Below are 18477 nucleotides of genomic sequence, written 5' to 3'. Positions count from 1 at the left end.
CGGTGGTATCGAACAAGGCTCTCAGGTTTCATCGGCAACGCCGTGCGGCCTGACTCTCGCCTGGACGATTCCGAGAAACCTGACGGAAGTTGCTCTTTATGACTGCCCGGGCTTCCTCGTCCTCAGCACGTCCTCCACGATGCGAGCGGCTCGCTCGCTCGGCGCTTCATCGCCGATACGCATGAGATCGTCGAGACGCCGGAACGCCTCCTCCTGCCGTCTGCGCTCAGGCGTATCAGTCAGAAGCGGCAGAACGGTCCCGGCAAGTTTCTCCGGCGTGCAATCCCACTGGATCAGTTCCGGAATGACGTTCTCTCCCAGAACCAAGTTGGTCAGGACGATGGACGGCGCCTTGATAAGGTACTTCAGGACTTCTTCGAGCTTCGAGACCCGATAGGCCACGACCATCGGCACACCTGACAGGCCCAGCTCCAGGGTCACCGTGCCGGAGGCGGCAAGGGCCGCGTCGGCTTGGCGGAATGCCGTCCACTTTGCAGCCTCGCCCTCGACGATGGTCGGTCTGATGCTCCACGACGCGGCCCGCTCCCGAATCTCATGGGCGAGATGCGGCACCGCCGGAATGGTCACGGTGAACGGTCGGGACGAGCGCTCCTGGAGCAGCGCGAGAGCCGCCCCGAATGGCTCCATCAATCGGCCGACCTCCGAGCGGCGGCTGCCGGGAAGCACAAGGAGTTTGGCGGGCTCGTCAAAGGACGATCCGCGCTCCCCGGGCGCCGGGCGGATTTCACTCAGGCGTTCGATGAGCGGGTGTCCGACATAGGTCGTGGGAGGGCCGCCTAAACGGCGATGCGCCTCCGGCTCGAAGGGCAACAGGGCCAGAAGATGGTCCACGTACGCGCGCATCTTCGGGGCACGGCCGGGCCGCCAAGCCCAGACGGATGGGCTGACGTAGTCAACGACAGGAATATCGGGCGCTTGCCGTCTGACCGCCTTGGCAACCCTGTGAGTGAAGTCCGGACTGTCGATAATGACCAGGAGGTCGGGTTCCGCCTTGATGGTGGCGTCTGCCGTCAGACGGATGCGGCTCAGGATCGTGGGCAGTCGGGCGATGACGGCCGAAATGCCCATGACCGCAATATCCTCGAGGGGAAACAGGCTCGTGAGCCCCTCCCGAGCCATGGCGTGCCCGCCGACACCTTCGAACCCGATCCGGTCGGCACCGAGACGGGCCTTGAGCGACCGCATGAGCTTGGCCCCGAGCTGGTCGCCGGACTCCTCCCCGGCCACGATCCATATGCGAAGGCGTGCGGGGTCTTTAGTCATGACCGCCTTCCATCCACGGCAAGGTCACCGCGACAAGGAATAGGCCGAGCCTGTCGGCCAGCTCCATCGTCCTGTCCTGCTCGAGGATCAGGGTGGATCCTGCGCCGACCGCAATACCGGAGAGGCCTGCCCGTGCCGCCTCGGCGACGGTCCGCGGACCGATGGCAGGCATATCCACCCGTAGGTCCTGCCCGCGCTTGGCAGCTTTGATGAGGACCCCGCCCTCACGTCGACGACGCAGGCCGAACCACGCCTGCCGGAAGCCTGACACTCGCCGCAGCATGCGGTCGGTTCCTTCCGGCCCCTCGACGGCGAGGACGTGTCGACGGGCCACCACCGCGGCCTGCCCGATATCGAAGGCCGACAGGGAGGACAGGAGATCGATCCCGAAGGTGACGGAATGCCGGTCGTCCTCCGTCGGCCGATGCCGACCGCTCAAGGTGAGGGGCGCGACAAGACCGGGGGCGAGTTCGTGGGCGCCGACCACCCGGAATCCACGCTCTTCGAGCAGCATCACCGCCCCGCGCAGGACCTGATCATCCCCCCGCGTGATGACCTCCTTCACCTCCTGGCGATTGCGCAAGAGGGAGTAAGCACCGAGAAGCGCCGAAAAACCTGGACGGCGCACCGCGCCGACGAGGGCAACGGCCCGCGGCTTCCAGGCCTCCAGGGTCGCCATGATGGTTTTGAGGTCGAGCAGATCGACATTGGCCTGCGCACGCCGCCGCAACTCAGGCGCTGCGAACCCTCGAAAGGCTAGCACCCGGCATTCCTGTCCGGTTCGCTCCAGGTGTTCGACCAGCTGAATGGGAAGCTGTCCGGACCCGGCGAGAATCGCGATCGGGCCGGTATCCGTCATCCGACCGAACCGACCGGATCCCGGGGCGTGCAGATCGCCCGATCCTTGCCTTCACGGATGAAATCAAGGATTTCATGAACGAAAGGATGGCTGTCGAACTCGGCCGCGACATCCTCCACCCGCTCAGACAATGTGCCCTCATCGGCAAAGAGAAGCCGATAGGCCCGCCGAATATCGTGAATCTGCTCCCGCGTGAAACCGCGACGGCGCAGACCGATGATGTTGAGACCGGCCAGATGTGCCCGGTTCCCCATGGCCATGCCATAGGGAATGAGATCGTTCTCGAGGCCGGACATCCCGCCGACGAAGGCATGAGAGCCGACGCGCGCAAACTGGATGACCGCGGACCCGCCGCCAAAGATCACGTAGTCGCCCACCGTCACGTGGCCTGCCAGCATGACGTTGTTCGACAGGATGACATCGTTGCCGACGCGGGTATCGTGGCCGACGTGGGAATTGGCCAGAAAGGCACAACGGTCGCCGATGACCGTCTGAAGGCCGCCGCCCTCGGTGCCGGGGTTCATGGTCACACCCTCGCGGATCATGCAATCGGCACCGATCGTCAGGGTCGACGGCTCACCCCGATACTTGAGATCCTGCGGAATATGGCCGATGGATGCGAAGGGAAAAATCCGTGTCCGCGGCCCGATGGTGGTCTTGCCGGCGACAGCCACATGGCTGAGGAGCTGGCATCCGTCGCCGAGGACGACTTCAGGGCCGACCATGCAGAACGGGCCGATCTTGACCCCGGCGCCGATGGTGGCGCCGTCCTCGATGACGGCTGTGGGATGAATCACGGTTTCCATCAGTCCATCACCAGCATGGCACTGACCTCGGCCTCACACACGACGGCACCTTCAACCTTGGCTTCACCCCGGTACCACCACATGTTGCGGCGATTGTTGAGCTTTTTCATGTGAAACTCGACCCGATCCCCGGGCTCCACCGGTTTCCGGAACTTCACCTTGTCGATGGTCATGAAGAAGACCTGCTTGGGCTTGGCCTGCAGCGAGAGCTTGGAGGCGACGCAGATCGCGCCGGCGGTTTGCGCCATTCCCTCGATCAGGTAAACCCCCGGAAAAATAGGACGGGAGGGGAAGTGCCCGGTGAATTGCGGCTCGTTGAACGTCACGTTCTTGATGCCGATGCAGGAATTGTCCCCGTCGATCTCGATAATCTTGTCCACCAGGAGGAACGGATACCGATGCGGCAGCAAATCGAGGATCCGCATGATATCGGCAGTCTGAAGCGTGGTTGGCGCTTCGCTCATGTGCTTCACTCCGGGGCTCAAGGACGTCTTTAGGTTGCGGAAGACGAACCGTCGTTGCTGGCGGAATCGCCGGAATCGCTCTTCGATGCAAGCTTTTTCAGGGCGGTGATTTCCCGAAACCACTCCCTGACGGGCCGGGCCGGGATGCCTCCCCACCGGGCACCGGCCGGAACATCGCCGTTGACGGCGCTGGTCGCTGCGATCTGAGCCCCCATTCCGATCCGAAGATGCCCCTTCACGGCGACCTGGCCACCGAGAGCAACATAATCCTCGATCGTGGTCGAACCTGCGATACCCACTTGGGCCACGATCACGCAATGGCGCCCGATCACGACGTTATGGGCGATCTGGACCAGATTATCGATCTTGGTCCCCTCCCCGATCACCGTATCGCGGCTGGCTCCCCGGTCGACGGTGGTGTTGGCACCGATCTCCACGTCATCCTGGATGATGACCCGCCCGACCTGGGGCACTTTCAGGTGTCCCTGCGGGCCCATGGCGAAGCCGAACCCGTCCTGGCCGATCCGCACACCCGGATGAAGGATCACACGATTTCCAAGAAAGGCGTGCGACACGGTCACGTGGGCGCCAAGCGCACAATCGCGCCCGATCTTCACATGAGCGCCGATAACCGCGTGGGCTCCTACGAGAGTTCCCGCCCCGATTTCCGCATGAGGACCGATTACGGCACCGGGATCAACCTTGACCCCATGCTCCAGGCGCGCTGTCGGGTGAACGAAGGATCCGGGAGAGATGCCCGTGGCGGCAAAGGACGATTCCGGCCGCATGGCGGTCGGAAAGAGAAGTGCCAGAACCTGCGCGAAAACCCGATAGGCCTGAGGTGTCACGAGCGCGACCGTGTGCGCCGGAACCTTGCCGGCAAAGCGCGGTGTCACGAGACAGACGCCTGCCTGGGTTTGGCTCAGAACGTCCCCGTAGGCGGCGTTGTCCATATAGGCCACGTCGAGCGGACCTGCCGTCTCGAGAGGCGCAGCCCCTTGAAGCAAAAGCTCCCCGTCGACACCGTCGGGGAGCGTTGCATGGGCCATCTCCGCCACCTGACGCAACCGAAGCGTCTGGCTTTGCGGAAAGAAACTCAAATCTGTCATGAAAAAGAAGCGAGGGCGCTACCGGGGGAGCGCCCTCTCCAGTTGTTAGAAGCGTGTACCACCTGAGAAGCGGAAAGCTTGTGTCCGGTCTCCACCGATCCGCGCGCCGTTCGGCGTCGGAAGACCTTCGTCCTTCGAGAGAGCGATCGCGTAGTCGAACCGGATCGGGCCGAGCGGCGAGGTCCACAGGATGGAGGCGCCCACCGAGGAGCGGATCTTGTGGCTATCGCGAACCACGATGCAGTTCTGCGGGATCGTCGGATCCTGAACACAGGTTCCGGGAGCATAGCCATCGAGAATGGCGTTGCCACCGATATTGAAGTTCGTCGGGCCCTGATAGCCGAACAGCGTACCAGCGTCGGCGAACACGGCGCCCTTAAGCCCGAGCTCCCGCGGAATACCGAAGATCGGGAACTGAACTTCGACCGATCCGCCGAAATACGTGGTACCACCCACGGCGTTCGCGTTCGTGTCGTAGCTCGAAATGTCGCGCGGGCCGATACCGTTGCTGGCGAAGCCGCGGACGAGTGTCGGGCCAAGGAAGAACTGGTCGACGATACGCAGATCGCCGCCGCTGCCGAACCCGTTGCCGTTGTCGCCGAAGCCTTTGATATGGCCGCCCTGCAACCGGGCGATACCCACGACGTCTTCCCAGATCTCCTTGTAGTAGCGGAAATCGCCGGTAGCGCGGAAGTAGCGCGAGTCACCGCCAAGGCCGGCGAAATCGGTCTTCACTTCACCATAGAAGCCGTTGCGCGGATCCTTGTTGTTGTCGAGCTTGTTGTAGTTGAAGGTCAAGCCCGCGAGCGAGGTCAGGGTCTTGCCCTGAGATTCCTTGATCGCCAGGGACGCTTCGCCGTTGCCTTCGCAGAAGAAGCGGTTCGGCGTTCCGGCCCCGGGTCCGGATGTATTAAGCTGCGTGTACCCCGGCAGCGGCTCCGAGCAGTCGTTGTAAGGCTGCTTGTAGTCGTTGGGGATCTTCAGATCCTGCTGATAGAGCGAGTACCGCAGCGTAAGGGTGAACTCTTCCGTGAACGGAAGGCCCAAACGCAGCTGACCACCGGTAACGCGGTTCTCGTAGCGGGAATACTTCGTCTGATCGCTGAACTTCGAGAACAGATCGATACCAGCCGACATACGGTAACCGAGGAAATACGGCTCCGTGAAGGAGAAGTCGATACCGTTGGTGCGCTGGCCGAGCTGGCCGGCGACGCGGACAAACTGACCACGGCCGAGGAAGTTGGTCTCGGTGACCGCGACTTCGCCGATCAGGCCGTCCTGGGTCGAGTAACCGCCCGAGATGGAGAAGGCGCCAGTCGACTGATCTTCCACATCCACGTTCACCACAACGCGGTCGGGCGCGGAGCCCGGCTCGTTGGAAATGCGAACGTTCTTGAAGTAGCCGAGGTTGTTCAGGCGGCGTTCCGCCCGGTCGATCAGGACGCGGTTGTAGGGGTCGCCTTCACCGAGATCGAACTCGCGGCGGATCACGTAGTCGCGGGTGCGGCTATTCCCGCGGACATTGATCCGCTCGATGTAGACGCGGGGACCCTCCTCCACCACGTAGGAGAGATTGATGGTCTGCGTAGCCGGATCGCGGGTGGCGACCGGACGAACCTGCGCGAAGGGATGACCGCGACGGGCAATGTCGGTGGTCACATCCTGCAGGGAGCGCTGAACCTGGTCAGCGTTGTAGGTCGAACCCGCCGAAGTGGACAGATCACCGCGGACGGTCTCGGCCGGAACTTCGGGAAGCCGGGAATCGACATTGACGCTGCCGATCCGATACTGAGGCCCTTCCTCGACCGAGATGGTGACGACGTAGCCGCCGGCATTGGGGTCGAACTGAACGTCGCTCGAAACAACACGGAAGTCGGCATAGCCGTTCTTCAGGTAATAACGGCGGATCAGTTCCAGGTCATTGGCGATGCGGGCCGGGTCGTAGACGTCCGTGCTCTTGAGGAAGCTGAGGATGTTCGACTCGGTGGTCGCCATGACGCCACGAAGGCGGCTGGACGAGATCTGGCTGTTTCCGACGAACCGAATTTCCTTCACGCCCGTCTTGTCGCCTTCGACGATCGTGTAGACGACGTCGATGCGGCCGTTGGGCAGATCGACGATCCGGGGAGTCACCTGGGCGAGGCCGCGGCCCTGGCGGCGGTAGACCTCGAGAATACGCTGGACGTCGGCATCGACGGTCCGCTGATCGTAGGGGGCGCGGGCCCGAGCCTGAAGCTCGCCCTCGATCATCCCCTTCTCAACGCGCTTGTTACCCTCGATCACAACGCGATTGACGATCGGCCCCTGGGCAACGGAAGCCCGGCGGCTGGACTGCTGAGCGAACGCGCTGTCGGCTGCAGTGATTCCGGCGATCATCGCGCTAACGGCGATCATGGCGGTGGCGGCCGGTTTCTTCCGGCGTGGCGTGGTCGTCGACATCATCAACTGGCCCGTCTCTTTATCTTTTGTCCTACAGCGGATCGCTCCGCAGGCTGGGAACTGAGGCACCCAACCTTATCGGTGTGATCCGCTTGTACAAACTTTCGCCGCTATTGCAAACGGCGCTTTCCCCAACACAGTAGCATTTTTGTCCTGCGTGGCGTCCTTGTCACGTTCCGCGAGCCAGAAAACTTGTGCCAAGGTGAACAATATCATTCCACGTCGCGAACAACATCAGCATCGCGACGATGGCGAAACCGATCCGAAACCCGATTTCCTGGGCTTTTTCGCTCAAAGGACGGCCCCGAACGGCCTCGATCGCGTAAAAAAGCAGATGGCCGCCGTCGAGCAACGGAATGGGAAAAAGGTTAATGAGACCTATCGAGACCGACATGAAGCCGATGAGGCTGATCAGGCTCGAGACTCCTCCGACGTCGAAAGCCGTTCCCGAAGCCCGGGCGATGCCGATCGGACCGGACAGCTGGTCCGTCGATTCCCAGCCGAGAACCAGCCGGCGCATGAAGTTCAGGGTGCGCTCCACCAGGTTCCAGGTCTCGACCGCCCCTGCCTTTAGGGCACCCAGGGGCGAATAGGAGATTCGCTTGATGGCGGCGGGGTCGCGGGAAGCCTCGACCCCCAAAAGCCCAATCCGCTGCTTCCCAAAGGGCGTCGACCTCTCCACGAAGTTCGGAGCGGCGCTCAGCGCCACCGTCTGGCCGTCCCGGTTCACGGTGAAATTCAGGGCCTCGCCGGCGCTGGAGCTGACGAGGAGCTGCATGTCGGCGAAGGTCTCGATCTGGCGCCCATCGATGGACAGAATCAGGTCATGAGGCTGGAAGCCAGCCTTCTCAGCCGCACTGCCCGGCTGCACCGCCTCGATCCGCGGCTCCAGAACCTGCCGGCCGCTGAAATAGTTGAAGCTCGCGAAAATCGCGATCGCCAGGATGAAGTTGGCGATCGGGCCGGCCGCGACGATGGCGGCACGCTTGAGCACATTTTGGTGGGGAAAACTCACGGCGCGCTCGGCGGCGCTCATGTGGGCGAGCTGGTCCTGATTGGGAACGCTGGCCGCGTTCAGATCCCCAACGAACTTAACGTAACCACCTAAGGGAATCGCCGAGATCTTCCAGCGGGTGCCGTAACGGTCAGTCCGACCGAAGAGTTCACGCCCAAATCCGACCGAAAAGGCCGTGACCCCGACGCCGCAGCGGCGTCCGACCCAGAAATGTCCGAACTCGTGGATAAAGACGACCACCGTCAAAACGATAAGGAATGAGATGATCGTAAGGAGGAAGGAGCCCGTCGCTCCGGTAATTGCTGAAAGCCAGTCCATCATCGTTCCTTTCGCATCGGTCGTGCAGCAGCCATTCTCGCTTTAAGCCGGCATGAGCTGCCGCGCCGCTTCCCGAGCTTCCTCATCGATTGCAAGAGCATCCGAAACCGTGGCCGGTGCCCCCAAGTTTCTTCCGGCAAAACTTGAACAGACCAGCTCAACCTTCTCGGATATAGCATAAAATCCGATTTTACCGGCCATGAACTCCGCAACGGCAATCTCATTGGCGGCATTGAGAATCGTCGGCATCGCACCTCCGGCCCGAAGGGCAGCCCTGGCCAAGGCAAGGCACGGGAAACGAGCCTCGTCGGCATTCTCGAAGCTTAAACGGCCAATAGCGGCAAGATCGAGACGGGGCAACGCCATGGCAAGGCGCTCATGGTGACGCAGGGCGTTGGCAATCGGGACTTTCATGTCCGGCAGCGCGAGCCCGGCCGTGACCGCCCCGTCGGTCCATTGGACCAGCCCATGGACGATGGCCTCGGGGTGGACCACCACATCGAGACGCTCAGGCTCAAGACCGAAGAGATGGTGGGCCTCGATCAGCTCGAGGCCCTTGTTCATCAAGGTCGCGGAATCGATGTTGATCTTGGACCCCATGGACCAGACCGGATGAGCGGAGGCTTCGGCCACGCTCGCCTTTGCAATCCGCTCCCGGTCCCACGTCCGGAACGGGCCACCCGTGGCCGTGATGAAAGCCTTCTCCACGTCACGCGTGCGTCCGGCCGCGAGGGCCTGATCGAGGGCATTATGCTCGGAATCGACCGGCATGACCTCGACGCCGATGCGTCGCGCCTCGGCCATGAAGGCCGCACCTGCGCAAACGAGGCTCTCTTTGTTGGCAAGGGCAATCCGCCGCCCCGGCTTCAGGGCAGCATGGGTCGGACGCAGGCCCGCCGTTCCGCTGATCGCTGCCAGGACGATGTCCGCATCCCTTTCCGCCGCCTCGACAACGGCAGAAGCCCCTGCGCCGGATCCGATGCCCGATCCGGAAAGGGCCGCCTTCAAGGCAGATCCGCCCTTGTCATCGGCCAAAGCGGCGAACTTCGCCCCGAGCCTGCGCGCGGTCTGCGCCAAGGCCTCGGCGTCACGCCCACCGACAACGGCCTCAACCTGCAGGTCATCCCGATGGGCCAATACCACATCGGCTGTGGAGCGGCCGATGCTGCCGGTCGCACCCAGAATCGTAAGAGTTCGTGTCATGTGTCCTATGCTGCCAGTCTGGCGATCAGGAGAACAGCTCCAAGAATCAGCGAAACTGCCCAAAAACCGTCGAGGCGATCCATAACGCCGCCGTGGCCCGGGATGAGCTGACTGGAGTCCTTTACGTCGCAATGCCGCTTGAGAGCCGATTCTCCAAGATCGCCCAGCTGGCTGGCCGTCGACGCGACAATGGAGAGAAGCAGGGTATTGCGCAGGCTGAAGGGCTGAATCCAGCCAAGGCGCTGTGCCCCCCAAGCGACCAGAAGCCCTCCGAGCGCTCCCGCCACGAGGCCTCCAACGAACCCCGACCATGTCTTCTTCGGGCTGACACGGGGCCAGAGCTTGGGTCCTCCGAACTTGCGGCCCGTGAAGTAGGCCGCGATGTCCGTGGCCCAAACGACCGCGAACATCCAGAGAAGGCCGACCAGCCCCAGAAACGGATGAGCCCGGACCAGGGGCGGAACCAGAACAATGATCGCCCCGTAGGCAAAGCCGCTCACCGCCCAAAGGCGACCGGCTCTTCCCCGTGCGATCAGAACCGCGAGCGCGCCCGTGACGATAACGACCGCAACGCCGGTCATGAGAGACATGTCCCGCAGCAGGATGACGGTCAGGGCCACGAGTCCCAGTCCCTCCACGACCTGCACAGGCCGGCGCGGCTCGACCCGGGTCATATTGGTCCACTCGACCATCATGGCGATTCCGGCGGCGAGCCAGAACAAGGCGAACGTCCAACCGCCCGCATAGGCGGTGAACAATGCAACGGCGATCAGAACAATGGCGGAGGGGATCCGGGCGAAGAGATCGCTCCGGGGCTTCTTGACCGCGTCAGGAGAAGATGCGCCCTCGTCCGCCGCCATCCCTACACCGCCTTCGCGCTCAAGCCGCCGAAGCGGCGATCTCGCTTGAAGTATTCATCGATGGCGGCGCGGAAAATGGCTTCGTCGAAGTCCGGCCAGTAATCCGGAATGAAAACAAACTCTGAATAAGCCGTTTGCCAGGTCAGGAAATTGGAAACCCTCTGCTCGCCCGAGGTTCTGATCACGAGATCGGGGTCCGGAATCTCCGCCGTATCGAGATGAGCTTCCACCGCCGCCGCGTCGATATCCTCCGGGTTCAAGACGCCGTTCTTGATCTTGTGGGCGATGACCTGCATGGCCCGCACGATTTCCTGCCGGCCGCCATAGTTAAAGGCGATGACGAGGTTCAATCCCGTATTGTCGCGGGTGATATGCTCCGCCTCGTCGAGCAGCGGACGGATATCGGACGACAGCCCTTCCCGTTCTCCGATGATCCGAACCCGGACATTGTGAGTGTGCAGATCGGCGAGGTCGTGCCGCACGAAGAGCTTCAGCAAACCCATGAGGTCGGAAACCTCCTGGGGCGGCCGCCGCCAGTTTTCCGCCGAGAAGCTGTAAACGGTGAGATAGCGAATGCCGAGCTCGCGGGCGGTCCGCACGGCCCGGCGGATCGCTTCGACCCCCCGGCGATGCCCCTCGAACCGGGGCAGGCCGCGTTGCGCGGCCCAGCGCCCGTTCCCGTCCATGATGATCGCGACATGCGCAGGCATCCCCTGCCCCGCATCTCCGCCGGGCAAGGCCGTCATCGCGCGCTTCGCTTCTCCGTTCATGGGCATATTTGCATACAGGTCCGGAGTTCAGACCTGCATGATTTCCTTTTCCTTGGAGGTGAGAACCGTCTCTACCTCGGCCACGAAATGGTCGGTTGCCTTCTGGACCTGATCCCCATGCCGCTTGGCATCGTCTTCGCTGATGGCGCTGTCCTTTTCGAGCTTCTTGAGAAGGTCGAGGCCGTCGCGGCGGACATGGCGGATCGCCACCCGGGCCTCTTCGGCGTATTTGTGCGCGACCTTCACCATCTCCTTGCGGCGCTGCTCGTTCATCTCCGGAATTCTCAGGCGGATGACCTGACCTTCCGTCTGCGGATTAAGGCCAAGGTCCGATTCACGAATCGCCTTCTCGACGGCATTCACCATCCCCCGGTCCCAGACCTGGACGCTGAGGAGGCGCGGCTCGGGGACGCTGACGGTCGCGACCTGAGTGATCGGCATCAGCGAACCATAGGCGTCGACCTGGATCGGATCGAGAAGGCTGGGGGCGGCCCGGCCGGTGCGGAGGCTGCCGAGGTCGTGCTTGAACGCGTTGATCGCGCCCTGCATGCGGCGCTTCACGTCTTCGAGGTCAAAAGTCGTTGCCATCGTGATTGATCCCAACTCAAACTGTTCTAACGGGCTTACGCTTCCACGCCGGAAGCATCAAGGGGCGACAATGGTCGAGCGCACATCACCCTTGAGGATGGCCGTCACCGAGCTCGGGGCGTGAACGGAGCCGACGATGATCGGGAGACGGCTTTCCCGAGCGAGCGCGAAGGCGGCCGTATCCATGACTTTCAGGTCCTTGGCAATGGCCTCGTCGTGGGTCAGCCGGTCGAAACGGATGGCGTCCGGATCCTTCTTCGGATCGGCCGAATAAACCCCATCGACCTGGGTGGCCTTGAGAACGGCGTCGCAACGCAATTCGGCGGCCCGAAGGACGGCGGCCGTATCCGTGGTGAAGAAGGGATTGCCGGTTCCTCCCGCGAGGACGACGACCTGCCCCTTATCCAGGTGATGGAGAGCCGGCTGCCGGGCATAGGTTTCGCAAATGGTGGGCATCGAGACCGCCGCCATGGTGCGAGCCGAGACCCCGGCGGCGTTAAGGGCCGTCTCAATGGCCAGGGAATTCATGACCGTGCCCAGCATGCCCATGGAATCGGCCGTCGGCCGGTCGATCCAGCCGGCGGCGCTCATGCGCGCCCCACGGATGATGTTGCCGCCGCCGATGACGAGAGCGATCTCGAACCCGGCGCGGGTCGCATTGGCGAGATCGTCAGCAAGACCCGACAAGGTCTGAGGATCGAGCCAGTAGCCATCGGGAGCCATCAGGGCCTCACCGGAAAGCTTCACAAGGATGCGCCGGAATTTCGTCACTGCCAGACCTCTCATTGTTGTGGATGGTATGCCCGCCCGAACCGACCGTACTTCCCTTTAGTGAAGCATTCTCCGGCTCTCATGAAAACGGCGGCTTTTCAGCCGCCGTTTCGGAGAGAGAAAAAGTGAGGTCTTAGGCCTTGCCGCCGGCCGCCGCAGCCACCTCGGCCGCGAAATCGGGGGCTTCTTCCTTCTCGATGCCCTCGCCGAGGGCATAGCGGACGAAGCCTTTGAGAGCCACGGGCTTGCCGGCCTTCGACTCGGCCTCCTTGAGGACCTGGGTCACCGTCTTCGACGGGTCGTGCACGAAGGACTGCTCAAGGAGAGTGACTTCCTTGTAATAGCTCTTCAGGCCGCTCTCGACGATCTTCTGCATGACGTGGTCCGGCTTCCCGGCGTTCTTCTCACGCAGGATCGCGCTTTCACGCTCAAGCGTCGCCGCGTCGATACCCGAGGCATCGACGGCAAGCGGGTTCGTGGCGGCCACGTGCATGGCGATCTGGCGTCCGAGGGCGCTGAGCGCCTCCACATCCCCTTCGGATTCCAGGGCAACGAGCACGCCGATCTTGCCGAGACCCTCGCTGACCGCATTGTGCACATAGGAGGCGATGACGCCCTTCGACACCGTCAGCTTGGAAACACGACGCAACGTCATGTTCTCGCCGATCGTCGCGATCAGTTCCTGAAGGCGGTCCTTCACCGTGGTCTGCGAGCCCGGGAAATGGGCGCCCTCGAGGGATTCGATCGAGCCGTCGCCCATCAGGGCGATCTTGGCGGCTTCGCGGGCGAAAGCCTGGAAGCTGTCATTGCGGGCCACGAAGTCCGTCTCGGAGTTGACCTCGAGGATCGCCGCCGTGTGCCCGGAGGATTCAACCGCGACGAGACCCTCGGCCGCCACGCGGCCGGCCTTCTTGGCAGCCTTGGAAAGACCCTTCTTGCGCAGCCAGTCGACCGCAGCCTCGATGTCGCCGTTGGTCTCGTTGAGAGCCGTCTTGCAGTCCATCATGCCGGCGCTGGTCTTTTCGCGCAGCTCCTTCACCATCGCAGCGGTAATGTTCGCCATGGCTCGTCCTTTCACGGGTTCGTACATATGGGGAGCCCGGCGTCCAGAGAACGCCGGGCTGATCACTTCCAGTCGAGAGGCGCCGTCTTCATGGCGCCGGATCGGCTTTAGGCCGCCTCGATCAGCGTGCGGGCCTGATTGATCCAGCCGTCGCGGTCGACACGACCGTTCAGCTTCAGATCCTTGTCCAGCTGTTCGACATCGGCCGGCTTCATGGCGGAGATCTGCCAATAGTGGAAGATACCGGCTTCATTCAGCTTCTTCTCGAGCTGCGGGCCGACGCCCGTGAGCTTGGTCAGATCGTCCGGGGCGCCACGGGGAGCCGCGAGACGCTCGAACTGCTCTTCCTGCTCGGACAGGGCGACGTCGCTCGCGGGAAGTTCCTCGGCCATCGGGTTATCCGACTCGCCGATATCAATGCCCATCGCGCCGGCGCTGCGGGAGATGCCGTCGAGAGCAGCGCGCGAAATAAGATCGCAGTAAAGCGAAATCGCGCGGCCAGCATCGTCGTTGGCCGGAACCGGGAAGGTGATACCGTCCGGATCGCAGTTCGTGTCAACAATGGCCGCAACCGGAATGCCGAGGCGCTTGGCCTCCTGGATCGCCAGCTGTTCCTTGTTGGTGTCGATGACGAAGATCAGGTCGGGCGTGCCGCCCATGTCCTTGATACCGCCAAGCGCGCGCTCGAGCTTTTCCTTCTCGCGGGCGAGCATGAGACGCTCTTTCTTGGTCAGGCCCTGGCCGCCGCCGGCGAGAACCTCGTCGACCTTCCGCAGACGCTGGATCGAACCCGAGATCGTCTTCCAGTTGGTCAGCATGCCGCCGAGCCAACGGGAGTTCACGTAATACTGCGCCGAACGCTTGGCCGCATCTGCAACCGAATCGGCCGCCTGACGCTTGGTGCCGACGAACAGCACGCGGCCGCCCTTGGCTACCGTGTCGCTGACCGCCTGAAGGGCGCGGTGCAGCATCGGAACCGTCTGGGCCAGATCGATAATGTGGATGTTGTTGCGGGTGCCGAAGATGTACTGTCCCATCTTCGGGTTCCAACGGTGGGCCTGGTGGCCAAAGTGAGCGCCAGCTTCCAACAGCTGACGCATCGAGAAATCAGGAAGCGCCATAATCTTTTCTCCGGTTAAGCCTCCGCGGAGCAGTGAACCGGCTCTGCCGGCCACCGGGACGCTTCATGGCTCATGAAGCAGGCTCCGCGTGTGGAATAAGCGCGCATATAGGTGCCAAGACCTCGAAATGCAAGCGAAAACTGCCTCTTACGGCCGAGCCTCCCGGATCCGGGCCTGAGACCGATACACTCGCTTTTCGGCGTTTTACCTAGGGTGGAACCGGGACACGGCACCTCTTTCGGCCATCGGCTTTGGCCAGGCGGCTCTGCAAAGCTCAGGCCTGCCGCCCATCGGAGCGCTAGTTGATGTGGACGTCCACCACGCCTGGAACGGCGCGGATGGCCCCGGCCACTTGTGGAGACGCCATGTATTTACCGGGCAGCTTTACCTCCACTTCGCGGTCCCCGTCGTCGAGAATCAGAACCAGCGAGACCTCGCCTTCGCCCCGGGCCTTCAAACGCTCAAAGACGCTGATGATCGGCCGCTCGTCGCGCAGGAAAATCCGCATCCCCTTCTGGTGCTTGGAAACAGCCTCCTCCAGAAGCTCGGCCATACCGATCCGGGCCCGGACCTCTTCCCCGTCGACACCGGCCTGAAGCATCAGGACAACGGCATTTCCCGGTTCGAGGATGTCGCGCAGGCGCTGCAATCCTTCCGAAAAGATGATCGCTTCGAAATGCCCTGTCTGATCCGAAAGGTTGATGATGCCCATTTTGTTGCCGGTCTTGGTCCGCCGCTCCTGGCGATCCAGCACGGTTGCGGCCACGCGGCCGACCGAATTGCCGGCCTTCACGGACCTGCTGAATTCGGCCCAGGTCTGGACTCGCAGCTTCTTGAGGAGGTCACCGTACTCATCCAGCGGATGGCCCGACAGGAAGAATCCGACCGCGTCGTATTCCCTCTGCAGCTTCACCGCCGCCGGCCAGGGCTCATACTGGGGGATTCGCAACTGGACATCCGCCGAGGCGACGCCGCCGAACATGTCGATCATCCCGCCGTTTGCGGCCTCGTGGCATTGCTGGGCAAGGCTCATGACGGCATCGACGGCCGCGCAGGCCTTGGCGCGATCCGGCTCGATCTCGTCGAATGCCCCGGCCGCGATGAGGTTTTCCAGGGTACGCTTGTTCAGCATGCGCGGATTGATGCGCCTTGCGAAATCCGCGAGGCTCTCGAAGGGTTTGTCTCCGCGAGCCTCGATGACGGCCTCGATCGCCTGACGCCCGACGCCCTTGACGGCGGCGAGCGCATAGAGAATGGCGCCGTTGCCCTCCCCGTCGTATTTCACATCGAACACGACACCGGAGCGGTTGATGGACGGCGGTTCGACCTTGATTCCGAGACGCTGCGCCTCACGCCTGAATTCCGAGAGCTTGTCGGTGTTGTCCAAGTCCAGCGTCATCGACGCGGCCAGAAACTCGACCGGGTAATTCGCCTTCAGATAGGCCGTCTGAAACGCCACCAGCGCATAGGCCGCAGCGTGGCTCTTGTTGAAGCCGTAATCGGCGAACTTGGCGAGAAGGTCGAAGATCTCGTTTGCCTTCGCCTTGTCGAGACCGCCCTCTTTCGCACCGGACACGAAGCGCTCGCGCTGGGCGTCCATCTCGGCCTTGATCTTCTTGCCCATGGCGCGGCGAAGCAGGTCGGCGTCTCCCAGCGAGTAGCCGGAGAGGACCTTCGCCACCTCCATCACCTGCTCTTGGTAGACGATGATGCCGAAGGTCTCTCGGAGGATCGGCTCCAGCTTGTCGTGGGGATACCAGTCCTTCTTGTTGTGCTCGTCCTTTCCGAGCTTGCGGGCGCAGTAGACGGGAATGTTGGCCATCGGGCCCGGGCGATAGAGGGCCACGAGAGCAATGATGTCCTCGAAGCGGTCCGTTTCCATTTCCACGAGGGCCTTGCGCATGCCCGCGGATTCCACCTGGAACACACCGACCGTTTCACCGCGGCAGAGCATTTCGTAGGTCTTGCGGTCGTCGAGCGGCAGCGCCGACAGATCCACCTCGATTCCTCTTCGGCGGATGAGATCCACGGCGGTTCGAAGGACCGTAAGGGTTTTCAGTCCGAGGAAGTCGAACTTCACCAGACCGGCCTGTTCGACCCATTTCATGTTGAACTGGGTCACCCGCATGCCGGTTTTCGGGTCTCGGTAGAGCGGCACCAGTTCCTGGAGCGGACGGTCGCCGATCACCACGCCGGCGGCATGGGTCGAAGCATGGCGATGAAGCCCTTCCAGCTTCTGCGCGATATTGAGCATGCGTTTGACGACAGGCTCTTCCTCGATGGCGGTCTGGAGCTTCGGCTCGCCTTCGATGGCCTGGGCCAGCGTGACCGGATTTGCCGGATTCTGCGGGACCAGCTTGGTGAGTTTGTCGACCTGCCCGTACGGCATTTCGAGCACGCGGCCCACATCCCGCATCACGCCGCGCGCGAGCAGCGTTCCAAACGTGATGATCTGCGCTACCTGCTCCTCGCCGTAGCGCTGCTGCACATACTCAATCACCCGTTCGCGCCCCTCGACGCAGAAGTCGATGTCGAAGTCAGGCATCGAGACGCGTTCAGGGTTGAGAAAGCGTTCGAACAGAAGGCTGAAGCGCAGGGGATCCAGGTCGGTGATCGTAAGCGCATAGGCCACGAGGGATCCCGCACCGGAACCACGCCCAGGACCGACCGGAATATTGTGGTCCTTCGCCCACTTGATGAAGTCCGACACGATCAGGAAGTAACCCGGAAACTTCATGTTCCGAATGATCCCGATCTCATAGGCGAGACGGTCGTGATAATCCTGTTCCGTCAGCCCGGGCGCCGGACCGTGGGCGGCAAGACGCCTGCGCAGCCCCTCCTCTGCCTGACGCTGCAACTCCTCGCCTTCGTCGAGCGTCGCGGCACCGGGCCCGACGCCGAAATTCGGCAGAATGGGCTTGCGGGTCCGAACGCGCGTGGAGCAGCGCATCGCGATCTCGACGGTCGCTTGAAGCGCGTCGGGCAGATCGGCGAAAAGCTCCATCATCTGCTTGCGCGTCTTGAAATCGTGCTGCGGCGACAGCCGGCGACGATTGTCGTCGGAAACGATGCGGCCTTCCGCGATCGCCAGCAGGGCGTCATGGGCTTCGTAGTCGGAGGGCGAAGAGAAGAACGGCTCGTTCGCAGCGACGATGGGCAGGCCATTGCGGTCCGCCAGATCGATCAGGGAGTTCTCGACGAGACGCTCCTCATCCAGTCCATGCCGCTGGATCTCGACATAGAGTTGATGCCCGAAGGCATGTTTCAGAACATCGAGACGGGCCTGCGCGACTTCGTGGCGCCCATTGCGCAGGGCGGAGTCGAGGGGGCCCGTAAACCCGCCGGTGAGCGCGATCAATCCTTCGCAGTGTTGAGCCAGGGCGGGAGCGAAGACACGCGGCGCCTCACCCAGCGGCACTCCGAAATAGGCATGGCTCACAAGCCGCATGAGGTTCCGATAGCCCTCGTCGGTCTGCGCAAGCAACACGACGTTTGCCGGCTGTGGAGCAACGCGGGCAACCGGATCAGGCTCTTCGAAGCAAACCGACAGCTGAACGCCGGCGATAGGCTGAATGCCCGCCCCTGCGAGCTTCTCGGAGAATTCCAAGCCGCCGAACAGATTGTTGGTATCCGTGAGTGCCAGCGCCGGTTGCTTGTCCGCCGCCGCCAGCTTTGCCAGCTGCGCGATCTTCAGGGCCCCCTCGAGCAGAGAGTACGAGGAATGCACGTGCAGATGCACGAAGCCGATATCGTGGAGGACGCGCGCCATGAAGCCTACTCGGAAACCAAACTCGGTACGGCGCGTAT

At 62.7% G+C, this 18477-nt stretch carries 15 protein-coding genes; all 15 read right to left on the bottom strand.

The features are described from left to right. Positions 1–96: 96 nt before the first annotated feature. Complete coding sequence (gene lpxB / locus LJD17_RS09085) at positions 97–1284, bottom strand: lipid-A-disaccharide synthase (RefSeq protein WP_227383856.1); 1188 nt, start codon at positions 1282–1284, stop codon at positions 97–99. Then, entirely contained in the window at positions 1277–2143 is an 867-nt protein-coding gene (locus LJD17_RS09080; RefSeq protein ID WP_227383855.1) for an LpxI family protein, read from the bottom strand. Before LJD17_RS09080 ends, lpxB begins: the two co-directional genes overlap by 8 nt. Continuing rightward, positions 2140–2949 (bottom strand): acyl-ACP--UDP-N-acetylglucosamine O-acyltransferase, encoded by an 810-nt coding sequence (lpxA, locus tag LJD17_RS09075; RefSeq protein ID WP_227383854.1) that lies wholly within the window; start codon positions 2947–2949, stop codon positions 2140–2142. The genes LJD17_RS09080 and lpxA overlap by 4 nt, the downstream gene beginning before the upstream one ends. Beyond that, positions 2949–3413, bottom strand: coding sequence for a 3-hydroxyacyl-ACP dehydratase FabZ (gene fabZ, locus LJD17_RS09070; RefSeq protein WP_227383853.1), 465 nt, complete (start codon positions 3411–3413; stop codon positions 2949–2951). The genes lpxA and fabZ overlap by 1 nt, the downstream gene beginning before the upstream one ends. Positions 3414–3442: 29 nt before the next feature. Then, on the bottom strand, positions 3443–4522 hold the full coding sequence (gene lpxD, locus LJD17_RS09065) for a UDP-3-O-(3-hydroxymyristoyl)glucosamine N-acyltransferase (RefSeq protein ID WP_227383852.1): 1080 nt from the start codon (positions 4520–4522) through the stop codon (positions 3443–3445). A gap of 45 nt (positions 4523–4567) precedes the next feature. Further along, on the bottom strand, positions 4568–6964 hold the full coding sequence (gene bamA, locus LJD17_RS09060) for an outer membrane protein assembly factor BamA (RefSeq protein ID WP_227383851.1): 2397 nt from the start codon (positions 6962–6964) through the stop codon (positions 4568–4570). A 166-nt stretch (positions 6965–7130) separates the two neighbouring features. Further along, entirely contained in the window at positions 7131–8294 is a 1164-nt protein-coding gene (rseP, locus tag LJD17_RS09055; RefSeq protein ID WP_227384288.1) for an RIP metalloprotease RseP, read from the bottom strand. A gap of 42 nt (positions 8295–8336) precedes the next feature. Beyond that, the gene (gene dxr, locus LJD17_RS09050; protein WP_227383850.1) at positions 8337–9497 is read right to left on the bottom strand and encodes a 1-deoxy-D-xylulose-5-phosphate reductoisomerase; all 1161 of its coding nucleotides are present in this window, start codon (positions 9495–9497) and stop codon (positions 8337–8339) included. 5 nt (positions 9498–9502) lie between these two features. Further along, positions 9503–10357: a phosphatidate cytidylyltransferase gene (locus LJD17_RS09045; RefSeq protein WP_227383849.1), complete on the bottom strand. Its 855-nt coding sequence runs from the start codon at positions 10355–10357 to the stop codon at positions 9503–9505. 2 nt (positions 10358–10359) lie between these two features. Further along, positions 10360–11127, bottom strand: a complete 768-nt coding sequence (locus LJD17_RS09040; RefSeq protein WP_406600782.1) for an isoprenyl transferase — start codon at positions 11125–11127, stop codon at positions 10360–10362. A gap of 27 nt (positions 11128–11154) precedes the next feature. Beyond that, entirely contained in the window at positions 11155–11715 is a 561-nt protein-coding gene (frr, locus tag LJD17_RS09035) for a ribosome recycling factor (RefSeq protein ID WP_227383848.1), read from the bottom strand. A gap of 57 nt (positions 11716–11772) precedes the next feature. Continuing rightward, the gene (gene pyrH / locus LJD17_RS09030; protein WP_227383847.1) at positions 11773–12501 is read right to left on the bottom strand and encodes a UMP kinase; all 729 of its coding nucleotides are present in this window, start codon (positions 12499–12501) and stop codon (positions 11773–11775) included. 118 nt (positions 12502–12619) lie between these two features. Next, a complete protein-coding gene (gene tsf / locus LJD17_RS09025; RefSeq protein WP_227383846.1) occupies positions 12620–13549 on the bottom strand; it encodes a translation elongation factor Ts in 930 nt (309 codons plus the stop codon). Between the two features lie 107 nt (positions 13550–13656). Continuing rightward, on the bottom strand, positions 13657–14670 hold the full coding sequence (locus tag LJD17_RS09020) for a 30S ribosomal protein S2 (RefSeq protein WP_227383845.1): 1014 nt from the start codon (positions 14668–14670) through the stop codon (positions 13657–13659). Between the two features lie 298 nt (positions 14671–14968). Further along, entirely contained in the window at positions 14969–18439 is a 3471-nt protein-coding gene (gene dnaE / locus LJD17_RS09015; protein ID WP_227383844.1) for a DNA polymerase III subunit alpha, read from the bottom strand. Positions 18440–18477: the final 38 nt, after the last annotated feature.

The sequence above is a fragment of the Microvirga rosea genome, from assembly GCF_020595095.1.
GTDB classification, from domain to species: Bacteria; Pseudomonadota; Alphaproteobacteria; order Rhizobiales; family Beijerinckiaceae; genus Microvirga; species Microvirga rosea.
Note: the sequence above shows the minus strand (reverse complement) of the source record. Positions and strands in the feature narration are given on the sequence as shown.